The organism is Verrucomicrobiota bacterium (assembly GCA_039192515.1).
GTDB lineage: Bacteria > Verrucomicrobiota > Verrucomicrobiia > Methylacidiphilales > JBCCWR01 > JBCCWR01.
Genome location: JBCCXA010000029.1, coordinates 26498 through 42858, shown reverse-complemented (window position 1 = coordinate 42858; position 16361 = coordinate 26498). Strand labels below are relative to the sequence as shown.

The window sequence follows — 16361 nt, the reverse complement described above, 5'->3', positions numbered from 1 at the left end:
TCCAAATACTTACAGAGCCCCCCGTTTATCACCTTTCTTCGATACTTGGTCGGAAGGACCACATGATACTGACAACACCATACACTATGATTACCTCGCCGATACTTCACTATCCCATTTTACTACCAAGACGGCCGCTACGCTACATCTCCGCGCTTACGCACCGAGTATTTCTTGCGAAATAAAAAAACTAGCTCTACCCGCTTAAAACTCTGCTTTGACTCAATAGGGAATCCCCTCTAAAGCCAATTAACTCACCGATGAAATTATTTCCTCATCCAACAGGGAGGGCCGTTTGATTGCATGACTCTCTAGCTCTCTTAAAGCTTGTTCAGTCGTCATGATGCGGGCATAGCGATCCCGTAGAGTCGCTAAAGAAGCCTTATGTAATTCTGGTGTAACAGTTGTACAACCATCCTCTATAACCGTTACCATATACCCTAAATCGCATGCAGCTCGAACTGTTGTCTCCACACATTCATTTGTGTAAACACCCGTTACGAAAAGCGCTTTTATACCTAAATTATTGAGCACGTAATGTATATTAGTAGAGGGAAAGACCCCACTGGCAGTCTTATTAAATATAATTTCATCACCATGAGGTGCCAACTTCTCCAAAAATTCCGCCTCCTTAGACCCCGGTGGCGCATGTAAATTTAGCCGCTTATGCCCAGCGCTGCGATCTCTCCCATCTCGGGTTAAGGATTGAATGCGAGTATGAATAATTTCCATATTATGCTTACGAAAAGCAGTCTGAATCTTTTGGATATTAGGGACTACGGTTTCTCGTAAAGTGCGAAAATAATAACGCTGAGCTTCATGTGGCACCCCCGCAGTATCTGCGTTTTTAAACACTCCAAAACCCTCAGCAGCATCTAAATATTGCATATCTATCACAAGTAGAGCTGTGTCATGTTTAACGATCGCCTCTATATGAGCGGGATGCTGAACAAAAGAATCGCGATAAAACTCCTTCAGAGGATCTAATTTATCAGCAACCCTTTCAGAAATAGAATGAGGGTCTTTCTTAGGTTTGGCACTTTGCTTGGCAATGGCATTTTTCTTCCCTGTCATTTTTTAATTCCTATCTACCTTGTTTATTTTAATTTCAGCCATTTGCATCAAACTACGTAAGGCTAAATTAGCGCCTGCTTCTATATCCTGCCACGAAGTCCACTCTGCAGGCGAGTGACTCCGTCCGTCTTTGCTAGGCACAAAAATCATCCCTACATTAGCAATGCTCGCAATAATTTGAGAATCATGTGCAGCTCCGCTCGGCATACGCATCGCTTTCAACCCCAGCTTACTAGCGGATTCATCAATGATATTAACAATCCTTGGATCGCACTTAACTGGATCAATTTTACTTACTCTTTCAAATTCAAACATAAGCCCTTTTTTTCGAGCGATATTTGACAGCACCTTGCGGAAGGAGTCTTCTAGACGTCCCAAAACTTCTGGGTCTGTATCACGCACATCTAAGGAAAATTCGGCACTGCCCGAAACGGTATTCGCCGCACCAGGTGATAAAGAAACATTGCCCACAGTTGCTCGGCTTTTCTCTGATCCATCTTCCTCCAAAACGCGCTCTATCTCATGAGCAAAGTCAGCAAGGCCCATGAAAGCATCTTGCCTCATATCCATAGGAGTTGTTCCAGCATGATTTGCATTTCCAATAAGCTGAGCCTTCCACCTAAAGAGTCCGGTAATTTCTTCGACAATACCCACTTCCTTATTAAGATTATTCAAAACAGGTCCCTGTTCAATATGCACTTCCAGAAAACTATGAATACTGCCAGGTTCACGGCGAGCCTCTAAAGCACCTAGTGGGTCCATTCCATGCCGCTTCATTTCTTCAGTCAATTTGACTCCATTTAAGTCCTCTGCCGCCAAAATGCTCTCCGGAGTTAAATCTCCACACAATGCTTGTGCTCCAAACATCCCGCCAAAGCGCCCTTCTTCATCACTTGTTGCAATGACCTCAAACGGATACTCCGGACGAAAGCCTTCTTCTATGATACGCCTAACCGCCTCAAGTGAGATCAAAGCACCTAAGCTACCATCAAGATGTCCTCCGCAAGGGACCGAATCCAAATGTGAACCTGTCATCACGCACGGGCGGTCATTATAGCTAGGCCAATGCCCGATAACATTTCCTGCGCCATCCATACGAATAGCCATGCCCAGATCCCGCATTTTTTTCATAAACCATTGACGAGCTTGCATATCTGCATCCGTAAAAGCCATTCGGTAAATACCATGGTCCTCCTTATGACGGCCAATCTCACTGAGCTCTTTCAACTCAGCTTTTAATCTTGGCAAATTTATCGATGGCAACAAATGCATGAACTCTAAAATAATCTATGTAGATCTAATAACATATTCGCAAGATAACAACAAATGATTAACCCAATTCAAGTACCATGATTTTTTCAGCAGCTATAAACCAACCAAACAGAGAAAACCTTTGCATAAAGCTCTGTCATGATTTAAATTCACACGACTAGAAAGTCATGAGGCATTCCCCCCACAAGTTTGGTAAAAGTATTTTTGTGCTTATTATCCTATGCTATTTCACTGCCACATATGAAACTCATGCTATTGAATTTAAAAACCAATCTCCTATTCAGACTGATCAAGGTCACCTTGTTCTAGAATGGCCTGAGGCTTCATCTACCTCTGAATTCATCATAGAACAATCTTCTAACCCAGATTTCTCAAATGCTATTGTCATTTATGAGGGCGCAGCTAACCGCACCTTTATTTCTGGACTGAAAGAGGGTTCCACCTACTTCCGTATCAAGCAGCAAATCGCAAGAAATCAGTGGTCCAAGCCTTTGACCGTCCAAGTTAACTATCCCATCAGATCGAAGGTAACTTTACTTCTCACAATAGGAACTATTGGGCTAGTTGCAACTATACTTGCTATTATTCAAGGACACCTGAAAGCCCGGCAGACTTCGTCAGCCTCTGCGAACTAAATCGTTTTTCTTTATTCCATGCTTTCACCAGACATAGCACTTATTCTTCTCATCACTTTTGGATTAGCCTGGATTGCTATGGGTATTTTCTGGGGACGCAAAGCTAAAAACTTAGATGGTTTCATGCTAGCCGGTCGCAACGTGGGATTAGCTCTAGGAGCCGCTACAGCTATGGCTACATGGGTTACCTCAAATACTGTCATGCTAGCACCCCAATTTGCAGTTCAAATGGGCATCTGGGGACTCATTGCTTATGCCACAGCAAGCTTCGGGCTTTTCCTATTTGCACCTATGGCGTTTCGTATTCGACAACTTATTCCTAATGGATACACAAGCGGTGACTTCATCCGCCTCCGTTACGGGAAAGTTGCTTGGATTATATTTCTAATAATCTCTGCTACCTACTCGTTAGCATGGCTCGTCAGCATGGCTATAGCAGGGGGAGTTGTTCTTAATGCTCTCTCCGGATTAGACTATGTCATTGGGATGAGTTCCATTTTATTGGTATGTGTCGTCTATACACTATTTGGAGGACTCTATGCAGTCATAGGGACTGACTTCGTCCAAAGCATCATTATTTTGATAGGCGTGGTCGTTGTCGGAACTCTAGTTCTGATAAAAGTAGACATAGATGACGTTCATGCTCAGCTTAGCACGGAACAGCCCATGCTTTTGCAAGTTTTTATGCCGGTGGCTCTGTTGTCTATTTTCAATAATATGTTTTTCGGGTTCGGAGAAATTTTTCACAATAATGTGTGGTGGAGCAGGGTTTTTGCCATGCGCCAAGAAATCGCACCTAAGGCTTTTTTCCTCTCGGGACTCTTCTGGTTTCCCATACCAATCGCAGCAGGATTCATTGGATTGTGCGCCGGGGCACTCTCCATCAATATCCCTGATCCGAATATGACTGGTCCACTTATAGCCAGCCAAGTCTTGGGCAAAGCTGGAGCTATTGTCGTTTTTATCGTCGTGTTTTGCTCACTGGCTTCCAGCATAGACAGCCTTTTAGCAGCCACTTCAGATCTTTTTGCTGAAGACGTTGTTCGCAAAATGATTAAGCCAGACATATCAGAAAACCAACTCCGTAAACTTAGTTCAGTTATCATTATTAGCCTCGGCGTCCTCACTTGGGCCTTGAGTTTCAACAAAGCTAATCTACTAGAAGTGCTTTTCCGGTCTGGCCCATTGGTAGGCAGTGCCATCTGGCCCGTCATAGCAGGACTTTATTGGCAAAAAGCCAGCTCTCTAGGTGCTATTCTTGCTATGATTGGAGGAAGTGTTGCAGGAAGCATTGCCTATGAACTATCAGGCTGGTACACCGCTACACTCATTTCCACCATGATCTCAATGGTCATCGTTTTTTTAGCACGCTGCATAAACCCAATTCACTTCGACTGGGCAACCCTTCAAGAAAAATCTAAAACCGCCTAATAAAAGTACGCGACTTATGTTTTCTAAAACAATACTAACCTTCATTATTCAAGGTGCCTTAGGCGCAACAGCACTTGCAGTCATAGCATTGCTTGCTCTTTTCCTTAAAGACGTAAAAAATAGGAATCTCTGGTAATGACAAAAGAAGACCTAAAGCCAAACCAACTTCGGGATGTAATCAATCCGCCCAACGATTCAGAGTCACTTTATCCGGAGCCTAAAAAGTTACACAGAAAGCGAACGGTTGATTTTGAAATTCTTAAGAACCTAGCCGGTCGTTCCATTGTCAATATAGGTGATTTCACCCGCCTAGAGGTGATCGAACTATGCCGACTGGCATCCATGCTTGAGTCAGTGGAAATATCACCCTACAAGCCCTTGGATGGCAAGATTGTCATTACGGCATTTTTTGAAGCCAGCACCCGCACACGAACTTCATTTGAAAGCTCTGTTTTAAGGCTAGATGGGAAAATTATCTCCATCCCAGACGGTCAGCTCACAGGAACCAAGAAAGGGGAGTCCCTGGAGGATATTGGAGAGATGTTTAATGCTTATGGAGATCTTGTCATCATGCGTCATACTGAGACAAATGCACCTGAACGTCTCATGCAAAACCTCCGCATCCCATTTATCAACGCAGGTAATGGGACTGGAGAACATCCTACTCAAGCACTTGCTGACTGGTATGCACTATTGAAGTGGAGGCCTGCACTTGCCACCGATCAAATCAAATCCAAAATCCACTTAGGTATCCTTGGCACTCCAGGAAGTATGCGGGCTGTTAAAAGTTTCCTTCTGATGTCTTTACTATTCCGGGAGCACATATCTAAAATCACGGTAATCTCGGAAATGGCCGACCCTTTCGGAGAGGAAACACTCATATGTTTAAACAAAGCAGGTATTCAATATGAGGTCATTAGCGACATTCAAGATCGACTGCCCAAACTTGATGTCATTTACATGAATTCTATCGCCTTTTTGGGTGACAGCTATAAGAACATGGATGCCCGTTTCAAACTAAGTTCTGAAAGTAACTTGAAAAAAAACGCCGTTATTTTACACCCCTTAGCAAGACTTGATGAGCTAGACACCTCACTTGATCATACCTCACACAATCTTTATTGGACGCAAGCTCATGGAGCTGTTTTCATGCGACAGGCCCTACTGACTAGTGTATTCGGGCGCCTTGGTCATCTCCCCGAACCACTTATTACGGAACCCAAGTAGCTTTAGCTAGGATATAGACATGTGTGGAATAGCAGGATTCTGGAAGCCCTTTGGCAACAAACTTGGTGATCAAGCCGATCAACAACTTAATGGCATGCTTCGCTCACAAGAGCACCGTGGACCAGACGGCAAGGGAACCTATTTCAATCGAGATTTAGGCCTAGCTTTAGGGCATGCACGCTTGACGATTATAGACCTCAACACCGGCGCGCAGCCCCTTCACAATCCAAACAAAACATTATCCCTAGTCGTCAATGGAGAAATTTACAACTATAAACACATCCGCTCTAAGTTGATGACCGAAGGCTATGAATTTAGCACCAAATCCGACAGTGAAATCATCATGCCTCTATACAAAAAACATGGTCTAGATTTCATGCAATATCTCCGAGGTGAATTTGCCTTCTCTCTTTTTGATCACGAGAAACAAACTTTAGCTTTGGCCAGAGACCGCTTTGGCATACGTCCACTGTTTTATTATAACAGCGGCAAAAACCTCTACTTCGGTTCTGAAGTCAAAGTTTTACTGGCACACCCAGATGTCCCTAAAAAACTCAGCCGCCGAGCAACCTTAAATCAGTTGATGCATACCATGGTTCCTGGAACCACTGCTTTCGAAGGCATTCATGCCATTAAGCCTGGACACATGCTTATTGTAAAACCCAATGGCACCAAGCTAGACATTCAAGAAAAGTCTTACTGGGATCTTAACTTTCCAAAACAAAATGAGAGAGATGGCTCGCTATCCTCCGAACACTTCATCGATCAAGTTCGTGAGAAATTAGTGGATGCCGTCACTTATCGATTAGAAGCTGATGTTCCAGTCGGCTGCTACCTTTCTGGAGGAATTGATTCATGCTGTATCTTGGGCATGGCTTCTGGAGCCATGCAATCACCCGTAAAGGCCTTCACCATAGCCTTTGACAATACCGACTATGATGAATCACAAATAGCAAAAGAAATGGCAGCATCTGTAGGGGCAGATCAAGATATTATCCATCTCACCGGTGAAGAGCTTTATGGCACTAACTTTATACGAACCGCTTACCATGCAGAACGCACTTTCTATAACACTCTAGGCGTAGCGAAGTGGTGCATGAGCAAACATGTTCGCGAAGCTGAGTATAAGACAGTCATCACGGGAGAGGGATCTGACGAACTGTTCGGAGGTTACCCTGCCTTCAAACGCGACATGTTCCTTCACGGAATTTCACATGAAGATGCCTCGACTCGAGCAGAACTTCAGGAGGCCCTTGCTCGTTCCAATAAACTATTCCAAGGTGCCATTCTTTCTGAAAACCCCGAATCTCATCCTGCCTTTGAGGAGCTTTGTGGCTTTACGCCCTCTTGGATTCAATCATGGTTAGCTACCCTAAAGATAGCTCGCCCCTTACTAAGTGACCCTTGCCTTGCTGAGCTCAATGATACTCAATATGACCCTATCTATGCTATCACCTCTCAGATTGACCCTAAGAAAATTTCAGGGCGACACCCTCTTGATATAGCTCAATACACTTGGTCAAAAACAATGTTGGAAGGACAAATTCTAAACTGGGGCGGGGATAGAGTAGATATGGCCAACAGCATGGAATCTCGTCCTGCATTTCTAGATCATCATGTTGCTGAATTAGCAGTGAGAGTACCTCCATCTATGCGAGTCAAGGGGAATATAGAAAAATGGGTCTTGCGGGAGGCCATGAAAGGGGTTTTACCTGAAGTGCTTTACAAGAGGGAGAAATTCGCCTTTATGGCTCCACCAGCTCATACTGATTATAAGAAAAAGAATAGAGTCCAACTGTTAATCGATCACTACTTAAGCTCAGAGTCTATCAATGACTGTGGAATGCTTGATTCAAGTAGGGTCCACCAATTTCTCAAAGACTATCAAAGTGATAAAGATCCGACCTCTTTAGTGAGAAAAGATGCTCTTCTCAATCACCTTCTATCACTACATATCGTTCATAGACATTTAATTGTTGGAGAAAAGCTGCCCGAGAATTAATTGCTCTTTAGGTATTGCACATACCGCCTATGTCTAGCTAGTGTCCTGTTAGAAGTGATACAGGAAAAAGATCCTCCATTTTTTTGGGGCGTTTCCATTTCGGGTTATCAGCACGAGGGCGGGTATAATGCTCCTAGTAAGCCATTAAATAATTGGCTCTCATGGGAGAGAAAGAAGCGTGTCGAAATTAGCGACAAAGCAGTGGATTTCTGGAATCTTTACGAAGAAGACTTAGATCGCTGTAAAGAAATTGGACTTAACTCTTTCCGCTTCTCTATTGAATGGGCTCGCATACAGCCAACTTTCAATCCCAAGGATAGATCAGAACCAGAGATAGATGGCCCAGCACTTCGACACTATTTGAAAATTATTCAAGCCTGTCATGACCGTAACATAGAGCCTTTTATCTGCCTATTACATTTTACTCATCCACACTGGTTAGGCCCCGATATTTGGCTAAATGACAAAACAATAAACATTTTCACAAACACTTACTTCAAAACAATCACTTGGCTAAATGACCAACTAAGTCAAAACGGTTATCCGGCTATCCAATATTTTCTGACGATCAATGAACCCAACATTCTAGCCAGTATGACCTATATCTCTGGAGATTTTCCATCGGCTACTGCACGAAGTATCCCCATTGCCGCGCAGGCCTTCAAGAACTTAACAAAAGCACATATTCTCGCTTATAGAGGTCTCCACCAACTGTATAGAGAGCACCCTGAATGGAACGCTACTCCTTTCATCTCATTTAATAATTTTTGTAATGAGCTCTATTGGATGGATAAGGCCATGGTAGATATTCTGGCAGCACCTTCTCTAGGAGTGAAACGGCAAGATTGTTACAACTGGCTCCATGAACGTTATCGCGAGCACGGCAAACGTTTCATGGATATGAAATTATTTTTTCACAAAAATATTCCCTACTTCCTTGGCCAATTCATGAAAATGTATCACCACTATGTGGGCCATCATTTTGTTAAAGACGATTATCTGGCGGACCTTATGGACCTTCTTTACCAAAAACCAGATGAAAGACCTTTCGACTTCATCTCCTTTGATTACTACGCGCCATTTGCCGCCTATACCTTCCGCCTACCCAGGCTAGAGGATCTACAGCGCAAGCCCAAAAATCTATTAGATCAGCTCTTTAACACTATCACATCCAAATGCTGGGACTGGCAGGTCCTTCCTGATGGACTACGTTTCTTTGTCGATATCTATGCTAAAGATTATCCTCATACTCCTATCCTCATTGCAGAGAATGGCATGGCACTTCTCAAACTCCCAAGCAAAAGAAAACCATTCCGTCATGACAACCTGACAAGAAGTGAATTTCTCATTAAGCACATTAATCTCATCCACGACTTACGTAGCGAAGGAAAACCGCTCATGGGATATCTCCACTGGTCTTTAACTGATAATTATGAATGGGGCAGCTATGCTCCTCGCTTTGGTCTATACCACGTTGACTTGCAAGACCCTAAACTTAGACGGCATGCTCAAGACGCTTTAGGAGACAACCCTAGTGCTACATATGCAAAGCTAATTAAAAATAATCCGTAAACGTCGCAGTCTCCTATTATCTCCATTCAAAAGAATATTTAACCCGCTCAAATACCCTCCAAAACATTTTTACCTACCACTTTACCACTTTCTTGTTGGATATGAGCTTCTCTAAGCGTTTCAGCATTTAACGTTCCGAGATTTTCCTTCATGGTCGAAATCAGAACGCCATCATCAATAAGCTCGGAAACCCGGTTCAATAGCTCATGCTGTTTTATCATATCAACGGTTTGAAACATAGAACGAGTGAACATAAACTCCCAACTAAAACTTAACGCCTTAGGCTTTATGATATTTATTTCCAAATTTTTCGGGTCATCAATCAAAGCAATATGACCTCTAGGTTGTATTAACTCTACAATCGCAGGAAAATGACCCGCCGTCCCATTAATGGAAGCAACGTAACGCGGCTCTAAACGAAGCGCTTTCATTTGACTAACTAAAGATTTGTGATGATTGATCACATGATCGGCACCCATTTTAATTACCCATTCTATTGTCTCAGGGCGCGATGCACTAGCCACCACTTTTAGACCTGTTAGCTTCTTGGCTAATTGAATGAGTATGGATCCCACACCTCCTGCGGCACCCACTATAAGCAAAGTATCCCCTTCACCATGCCCTTCCTTGATTCCATACGAGTCAAAGAGTATTTCCCAAGCGGTAATAGAGGTTAGAGGTAGCCCTGAAGCTTCCGCAAACTCTAAGGATTGAGGCTTTTTGCCGACTATTCTCTCGTCTACAGCGTGGAATTCCGCATTTGTTCCAGGTCGAGTTAAATCACCGGAATAAAAAACTTCATCACCCGGCTTAAATAAAGAGACCCCATCCCCAATCTTTTTGACTATCCCTGCAGCATCATAGCCAATAATTTTAGTTTGTCCTTCTTTGGGACCTAATTCTGGTCTAACACGCACTTTGGTATCCACTGGGTTCACTGAAACACCGAGAACCTGCACAAGCAAATCATAAGGCCCCATGCTTGGTTCGTCTGCCTTAAACTCAATAAACAAACCAGGAGTCGTAATCGGACCCGTCCTTTTGTAACCAATTGCTTTCATACGAGATAGCTTTGCACATATCACACTTGAAGTAATCTAGTTTTTCACCCCAGCCACTTGATGCCTCTTCATGTATGCAACAATCAAAATAAATACAGATCTAGAGTCACAAAGAAAATCTTTCCTGCGACATCATTTAAAAGCATCATAGGCCTATGCTTAAAGGATGCTTGCTCACACTCGCCATCGGCCTTGCTATTATCTTCATTTTACTCTTCGCTTTATGGACACAAAAAGACTCTATCCTTGAAGGTGTTAAGGAAAGTGTTTCCGAGGCCATTGAAAATATGGAAGCGGCTGAAAAAGGACAAAGAGAACTTATCGAAAATCAATATGGTGAGATTTTAAAAGTTTTAGAGGATCACGCATCAGAATCTAACACCCTTTTTCAATTTGCATCAACTATCGAGGAGCTTCCCTTGCCCAATGAATTTATTTATATCGCCATTAATCTTAGTGGCAAAACTACTGTTGTGATTCAAGAAATCGAATGGAAGGGTCTCAGTCTAAGCAGCTTTAACAACTATGGCAGTGGAACCATTCGAACGGATTCTGGATCATTAAAAATCCTAACCTATAAGAGCCGTGGGTTCTATGACTATATGGACTACTTTACAGTCTACATCAAACAGAGGGATGTGAAATAATAGCTTAATTCAACCTAGGTGATCTGAGAAATAAAGAGAACAAAAGAGTCACAAATTCTCAATAGCTTCTTAGATCGGAATTTTCATAGTAATAAATAAAAGCTTTATTAAGCACTTTAAAACCACCAGGTGTTGGGTAGTTACCTGTAAAATACCAGTCTCCTTGGTGCCCTGGCAATGCCACGTGCAAATTTTCTATACTTTGATAAACCACTTCCACTTCACCTTTCCAATCTGGAAGGTCCGGGCTGACAAGTTGTGAAATCTTCTTAGAGATATCCTCTTCCGTAAAACGCGCATATAACTTTTTAACTATATTCTCCATTTCATAGTCAGCCTTATTTTCCTGTGCCAAAGCTTCTTGATAGCATTCTTTGACCACTTGCTCCTGCTGATGCTCTTTCATCAATTCCATCAAAGCTTGAAAGGCAATAAATTTACCGAGCTGCGACATATCTATACCATAGCAATCAGGATAACGTATTTGAGGTGCAGTAGAAGCTATAATAATCTTCCTAGGGTTTAATCGAGATAATATTTTAATAACCGACCTTTTGAGGGTAGTTCCACGAACAATGGAGTCATCAATACAAACTAAATTATCTTTAGGATCTAAAATACCATAAGTAATATCATATACGTGGGAGGCCAGCTGATTACGGCCTGATTCCTGGCTAATAAAAGTTCTTAATTTGATATCCTTGTGCGCCACTTTCTCTGCCCTTGGCCAGTTGCGCATAATGACTTCGTCTAGAAATTCGTCGTTGATCTTTCTCTATATAGCAGCCTGTGAAATAGCCTCCTTAACCTGACTTCGTCGACGTCTACGCAGCTCATCCAACAAGCCAAAGTAAGCAATTTCGGCCGTATTTGGAATAAAGCTAAAAACAGTATCCTCTAGATTATGGTCAATTAACTCAAGAATCTGGTCACTTAATAAAGCACCAAGTTTTTTACGCTCTTGGTAAATATCTTGATCATTGCCACGGGAGAAATAAATCCTTTCAAACGAACATTTCTTGGACGGCACTTCATCTTGAAAGGGCCTGTCAATCATTGCACCATCTTTTTTGACCACAATAACATGCCCTGGCCTAACCTCTCTTACTTCTTCTAGAGGCTGATCAAAGACTGTCATGAGGGGTGCTCGTTCCGAGGCAAAAGCTACCACCTCATCATTCTTGAAATAATAAAAGGGACGGATACCTAATGGATCTCTAATAACAAAAGAATCCCCATTGCCAATCATCCCAGCAAGAGCATAACCACCATCCCAAAAACGCGAGCTATTTCGCACGATATTTACAATATCTAGCTCTTTTTCGATTTGATCTACTATGTTCTCTCCCAAGTAGCCCTTATCATGTAAACGCCGATAGATATGATCATGCTCTTGATCAAGATGGAACCCAATACCTTCTAAGAGTGTTTGAGTATCTGTATCAAAAATAGGATGTTGCCCGCGTTGGATCAAATTTGCATTAAGCACCTCATTATTGGTAATATTAAAATTCCCTGCCAGCATAAGGTTCTTAGTTGCCCAGTTACTTTTACGAAAATAGGGGTGACAAGATCCTAAAGAATACCCCCCTGACGTCCCGTACCGCAGATGCCCTAAAAGAATCTCCGCTCCAAAGTCAAAATGCTCTTTAAGAGTAGCGGCAAATTCTGGATGCACATGTCCTTTTTGCAAAAGCTTAGAATATTCCTTAAGTAGCTTGTTAAAAATACGATCTAGAGAATTCGATTTAATATTCCGCTCTCGGAACATAAATGGCAGGCCTGGTTCAACATCCAATTTGAGTGCTCCCACCCCAGCACCATCCTGTCCACGGTTGTGCTGTTTCTCCATTAAAAGAAACATTTTATAAAAACCCCAGAGAGGCGTGTCATACTTTTCATAATAATATGACAGAGGCTTAAGCAGCCGCACCAACGCTACTCCGCATTCATGACGAATAGAATCACTCATATAACCTGTCCTTTTTGCGGATGCACTTATTTTGATTTCTTTTCAATCTATTTGCTGAGCGTTGAATCACGAAGAAATTGAAAGATAGAATCTATAACTCTGGCGTCAAGAATCCATAGCCTTAGGCGTGCTTTTTTCATAAAATGCAGCTAGCTCTTGCAGTGTCCAGCGCAAGTGAGAAGTCTCTTTCTTACCACCAAACTTCAGCCATAAATGTTGATTTACAACTGTTTTACCAATAACTCGAGCGTCTACATTATGCTTTTTAAAGTGTTTTAAGATATGATTCTTGTGCTTGCGCTGAATAGACAATATCGCTCGACCCTGGGTTTCATTGAATAAAGTAACATCCGCGCGCGCTTTGCTGGAAAGCTCAATCTCTACACCGATCAAGCCTGGCAATGCACTTTCTGCCAGGGCGACAACTAAACCTCCATCACTTATATCATGTGCACTTCGAACCATGCCTTGTCGAATAGCACCTAGAATTGCACCTTGAAATTGCTTTTCTTTATATAAATCCACCCGAGGAGGCAGTCCTCTTTTAAGACCATGAATTTCATGCAAATAGGATGTCGCACCCATCTCCTCTCCCCAACCACCAATCAATATAATAAGTTCGCCTGCCCTTTTAAATTCGCTTGTTGTAATATGCTCTTCTTGAGCAATTTGACCTACAATACCTACTACTGGCGTTGGGTCAATGGCTCCTAATGGAGACTGGTTGTATAGACTTACATTCCCACCGGTCACAGGAGCATCAAATACTGTGCAACCCTCCGCCAGACCTTCTACACACTGTCGCAACTGCCAAAAGACTTCAGGATTATGCGGATTACCAAAATTCAAATTGTCTGTAATGGCTAGAGGCGTGCCTCCACTCATAGCTATATTTCTGGCTGACTCCGCAAAAGCCGCTTTAGCTCCCTCGAATGGATCAAGTGCACAATAGCGCCCGTTACAATCCACACTCATTGCCAGGAACTTAGCCTTGCCATTGGAAGTAGGCACTCGAATCACTGCAGCATCCGAACCCGGTATGATCACCGTATTTGTTTGGACCATGTGATCGTACTGCCTGTAAATCCATCTTTTGGAAGCAATAGAACTCGCACCTAAAAGCTCTAGGGTAGCCTGATGTAAATCCAAAGGTTCCTGAACCTCTTTCTCAAAGTCCAGCTGCTGCAGTTCGTGCAAATCATCAGGCTCTTTAGCATCACGATAATAAATAGGCGCATCATCTGCTAAAGGTTTTGCCGGAATATTTGCTACAACTACCCCATGATTCTTAATCACACAACACCCGGTATCTGTCACTACCCCAATCTCAGCAGCATCTAGATCCCATTTTTCAAAGATGTCACGCACTGTTGCCTCATGACCTTTTTTAATAATAATCAGCATGCGCTCTTGAGATTCTGAAAGCATTGTTTCATAAGGAGTCATGCCAGCTTCACGTTGTGGAACTTTGGCCAAATCAATCTCTATCCCAGAATCCCCACGGCTTGCTGTCTCACATGTCGAGCAAGTCAGACCTGCGGCCCCCATATCCTGTACCCCAACCACCGCTTCCGGATGCTCAAATAATTCTAGGCAAGCTTCTAGTAAGAGCTTTTCCATAAATGGATCACCCACTTGAACTGCTGGCCTGTCTTCTTTGGACTCCTCTGTTAAGTCACGTGAGGCAAAAGCCGCGCCTGCTAACCCGTCTCGGCCTGTCTTAGCTCCAACATAAAAGACTGGATTACCAGCTCCACTAGCTGCACCACGCCGAATCTCATCATGCTTGAGTGTACCTAAACAAAATGCGTTGACCAGTGGGTTACCATTATAGCTCTCATCGAAATAAACTTCCCCACCAATGGTCGGCACTCCTATACAGTTCCCATAGTGAGCAATTCCTCCGACTACACCTGATAACAATCGTCTATTTGTTTTAGCTTGTTCACTATCTCCTTTTATAAGCCCGAAACGCAGGGAATTCATGTTGGCAACAGGTCTAGCACCCATGGTAAAAATATCCCGCAAAATACCCCCTACACCAGTAGCAGCTCCTTGAAAGGGTTCTATAGCGCTGGGATGGTTGTGTGACTCGATCTTAAATGCTATTGCCATACCATCGCCTATATCAATCACTCCTGCATTTTCTTCACCAGCTCGGACCATAACCTTTGGCCCATCCACAGGGAATTTGCGTAGCTCAGGTTTTGAATTCTTGTAGGAGCAGTGCTCGCTCCACATGACTGAGAAAATACCCAACTCGGTGAACGTCGGCACCCGACCTAGAATCTTTTTGATGCTCGCGTACTCCTCTGGAGTAATTCCATGTTTCTCAATAAGCTCCTTAGTAATGGGAGGATCGTCAGGACAAGCTTTAGGCAAAAGTGATTTGGATTCCATTTTCTTCTAAAAAATCATATTTATTTATCGCGCCGCGCTGCGAATCATACTTTCGAAAAGTGCTTTTCCATCTTCACTCCCTAATAGGGACTCAGAGGCACGTTCCGGGTGAGGCATCATACCTAACACATTGCCTTCGCTGTTACAAATCCCTGCTATATTAGCTATTGAGCCATTAGGATTAGACTTCTCTCTGGCCTGGCCCTCGGCACCTACATAACGAAAAAGGACCTGACCATACTCATTAAGATGCCGAATCGTTTGCTCTGAGGCAACATAGCAACCTTCTCCATGTGCTATAGGGATCCTAACATGCTGTCCCTTTTGATACTTACGAGTAAAAAGTGTGTCGTTCGCTTCGACCCTCATTAAGGCAGTTTCGCAAACAAAATGCAAATCTCTGTTGCGCACCAATGCACCTGGTAATAAACCCGCCTCACAAAGAATTTGAAAACCATTACAGATTCCCAAAACGGGCTGTCCAGCCTTAGCCGCAGCAATAACCGAACTCATAATGGGAGAGAAGCGAGCTATAGACCCTGTCCTCAGGTAATCCCCATAGGAGAAACCACCGGGTAAAATGATGCTCTCATCCGCTTCGATCAGGCTATCCTTATGCCAGGCGTAACGCACTTGTTGACCCATCACATCCTTCAAAACGTGATAACAATCTTGATCACAGTTAGACCCGGGGAACTGAATGATAACAAACTTAGCCATCTTTTTACTGGGATTGACTCACAAGCTCTAATTCTATGTGGTAGTCCTCAATCACAGGATTTGACAGAAGACTATCACCAATTTCATGAAGACGACTTTTGGTCTTCTCAATATTTGTCCCCTCTATCTCTAATTTAATGCTTTTTCCAATCCTCACTGTTTCCACACATCCCATACCCAAAGCGTGAATAGCCTTACAAACGGCTTCTCCTTGAGGATCTAGTACCGTGGACTTTGGCATTACTGTTACCGTTGCTTTTATCATATAATTAACCCAATCTTAGGGATTCTAGAGGAGCTGGCAAAAGCTTTTCACAAGAATTACAAAATGGAAAAATGCTTTGTTAA

General features: G+C 43.0%; 15 protein-coding genes. 7 read left to right on the top strand and 8 right to left on the bottom strand.

The genetic code is table 11. The features are described 5' to 3' along the window. Positions 1-208: hypothetical protein (locus tag AAGA18_12275; protein MEM9446114.1), on the top strand; the 208-nt coding region annotated here is incomplete at its 5' end. 41 nt (positions 209-249) lie between these two features. Here the strand turns inward: AAGA18_12275 and AAGA18_12270 are convergent. Next, the gene (locus AAGA18_12270) at positions 250-1074 is read right to left on the bottom strand and encodes an isochorismatase family cysteine hydrolase (protein ID MEM9446113.1); all 825 of its coding nucleotides are present in this window, start codon (positions 1072-1074) and stop codon (positions 250-252) included. A 3-nt stretch (positions 1075-1077) separates the two neighbouring features. Further along, the gene (locus AAGA18_12265) at positions 1078-2346 is read right to left on the bottom strand and encodes a Zn-dependent hydrolase (protein ID MEM9446112.1); all 1269 of its coding nucleotides are present in this window, start codon (positions 2344-2346) and stop codon (positions 1078-1080) included. 167 nt (positions 2347-2513) lie between these two features. Here AAGA18_12265 and AAGA18_12260 point away from each other — a divergent pair, with 167 nt between their 5' ends. The 5 genes from AAGA18_12260 (at position 2514) to AAGA18_12240 (ending at position 9213) form a co-directional block, all read left to right on the top strand. Beyond that, positions 2514-2981 carry a hypothetical protein gene (locus tag AAGA18_12260; GenBank protein ID MEM9446111.1) on the top strand — a complete coding sequence of 156 codons (468 nt, stop codon included), beginning with the start codon at positions 2514-2516 and terminating at the stop codon, positions 2979-2981. 18 nt (positions 2982-2999) lie between these two features. After that, positions 3000-4412 carry a sodium:solute symporter family protein gene (locus AAGA18_12255; GenBank protein MEM9446110.1) on the top strand — a complete coding sequence of 471 codons (1413 nt, stop codon included), beginning with the start codon at positions 3000-3002 and terminating at the stop codon, positions 4410-4412. 135 nt (positions 4413-4547) lie between these two features. Beyond that, positions 4548-5639 carry an aspartate carbamoyltransferase gene (locus AAGA18_12250; GenBank protein MEM9446109.1) on the top strand — a complete coding sequence of 364 codons (1092 nt, stop codon included), beginning with the start codon at positions 4548-4550 and terminating at the stop codon, positions 5637-5639. Between the two features lie 19 nt (positions 5640-5658). Further along, positions 5659-7641 carry an asparagine synthase (glutamine-hydrolyzing) gene (gene asnB / locus AAGA18_12245; protein ID MEM9446108.1) on the top strand — a complete coding sequence of 661 codons (1983 nt, stop codon included), beginning with the start codon at positions 5659-5661 and terminating at the stop codon, positions 7639-7641. Positions 7642-7695: 54 nt separating this feature from the next. Continuing rightward, positions 7696-9213, top strand: a complete 1518-nt coding sequence (locus tag AAGA18_12240) for a family 1 glycosylhydrolase (protein ID MEM9446107.1) — start codon at positions 7696-7698, stop codon at positions 9211-9213. 47 nt (positions 9214-9260) lie between these two features. On the opposite strand, the gene AAGA18_12235 is transcribed toward AAGA18_12240, so the two are convergent. Next, on the bottom strand, positions 9261-10274 hold the full coding sequence (locus tag AAGA18_12235; protein MEM9446106.1) for a zinc-binding alcohol dehydrogenase family protein: 1014 nt from the start codon (positions 10272-10274) through the stop codon (positions 9261-9263). 155 nt (positions 10275-10429) lie between these two features. Between AAGA18_12235 and AAGA18_12230 the strand changes: the two genes are divergently transcribed. Continuing rightward, complete coding sequence (locus AAGA18_12230; GenBank protein ID MEM9446105.1) at positions 10430-10921, top strand: hypothetical protein; 492 nt, start codon at positions 10430-10432, stop codon at positions 10919-10921. A 58-nt stretch (positions 10922-10979) separates the two neighbouring features. On the opposite strand, the gene AAGA18_12225 is transcribed toward AAGA18_12230, so the two are convergent. From AAGA18_12225 to purS, 5 genes are all read right to left on the bottom strand, one after another. Beyond that, positions 10980-11660, bottom strand: a complete 681-nt coding sequence (locus tag AAGA18_12225; GenBank protein ID MEM9446104.1) for a hypothetical protein — start codon at positions 11658-11660, stop codon at positions 10980-10982. A gap of 36 nt (positions 11661-11696) precedes the next feature. Further along, positions 11697-12893, bottom strand: a complete 1197-nt coding sequence (locus tag AAGA18_12220; GenBank protein MEM9446103.1) for a hypothetical protein — start codon at positions 12891-12893, stop codon at positions 11697-11699. Between the two features lie 105 nt (positions 12894-12998). After that, positions 12999-15293: a phosphoribosylformylglycinamidine synthase subunit PurL gene (gene purL / locus AAGA18_12215; GenBank protein MEM9446102.1), complete on the bottom strand. Its 2295-nt coding sequence runs from the start codon at positions 15291-15293 to the stop codon at positions 12999-13001. A gap of 24 nt (positions 15294-15317) precedes the next feature. Beyond that, complete coding sequence (purQ, locus tag AAGA18_12210) at positions 15318-16013, bottom strand: phosphoribosylformylglycinamidine synthase subunit PurQ (protein MEM9446101.1); 696 nt, start codon at positions 16011-16013, stop codon at positions 15318-15320. Between the two features lie 4 nt (positions 16014-16017). Further along, positions 16018-16278: a phosphoribosylformylglycinamidine synthase subunit PurS gene (gene purS, locus AAGA18_12205; protein ID MEM9446100.1), complete on the bottom strand. Its 261-nt coding sequence runs from the start codon at positions 16276-16278 to the stop codon at positions 16018-16020. Between the last annotated feature and the right edge of the window lie 83 nt (positions 16279-16361).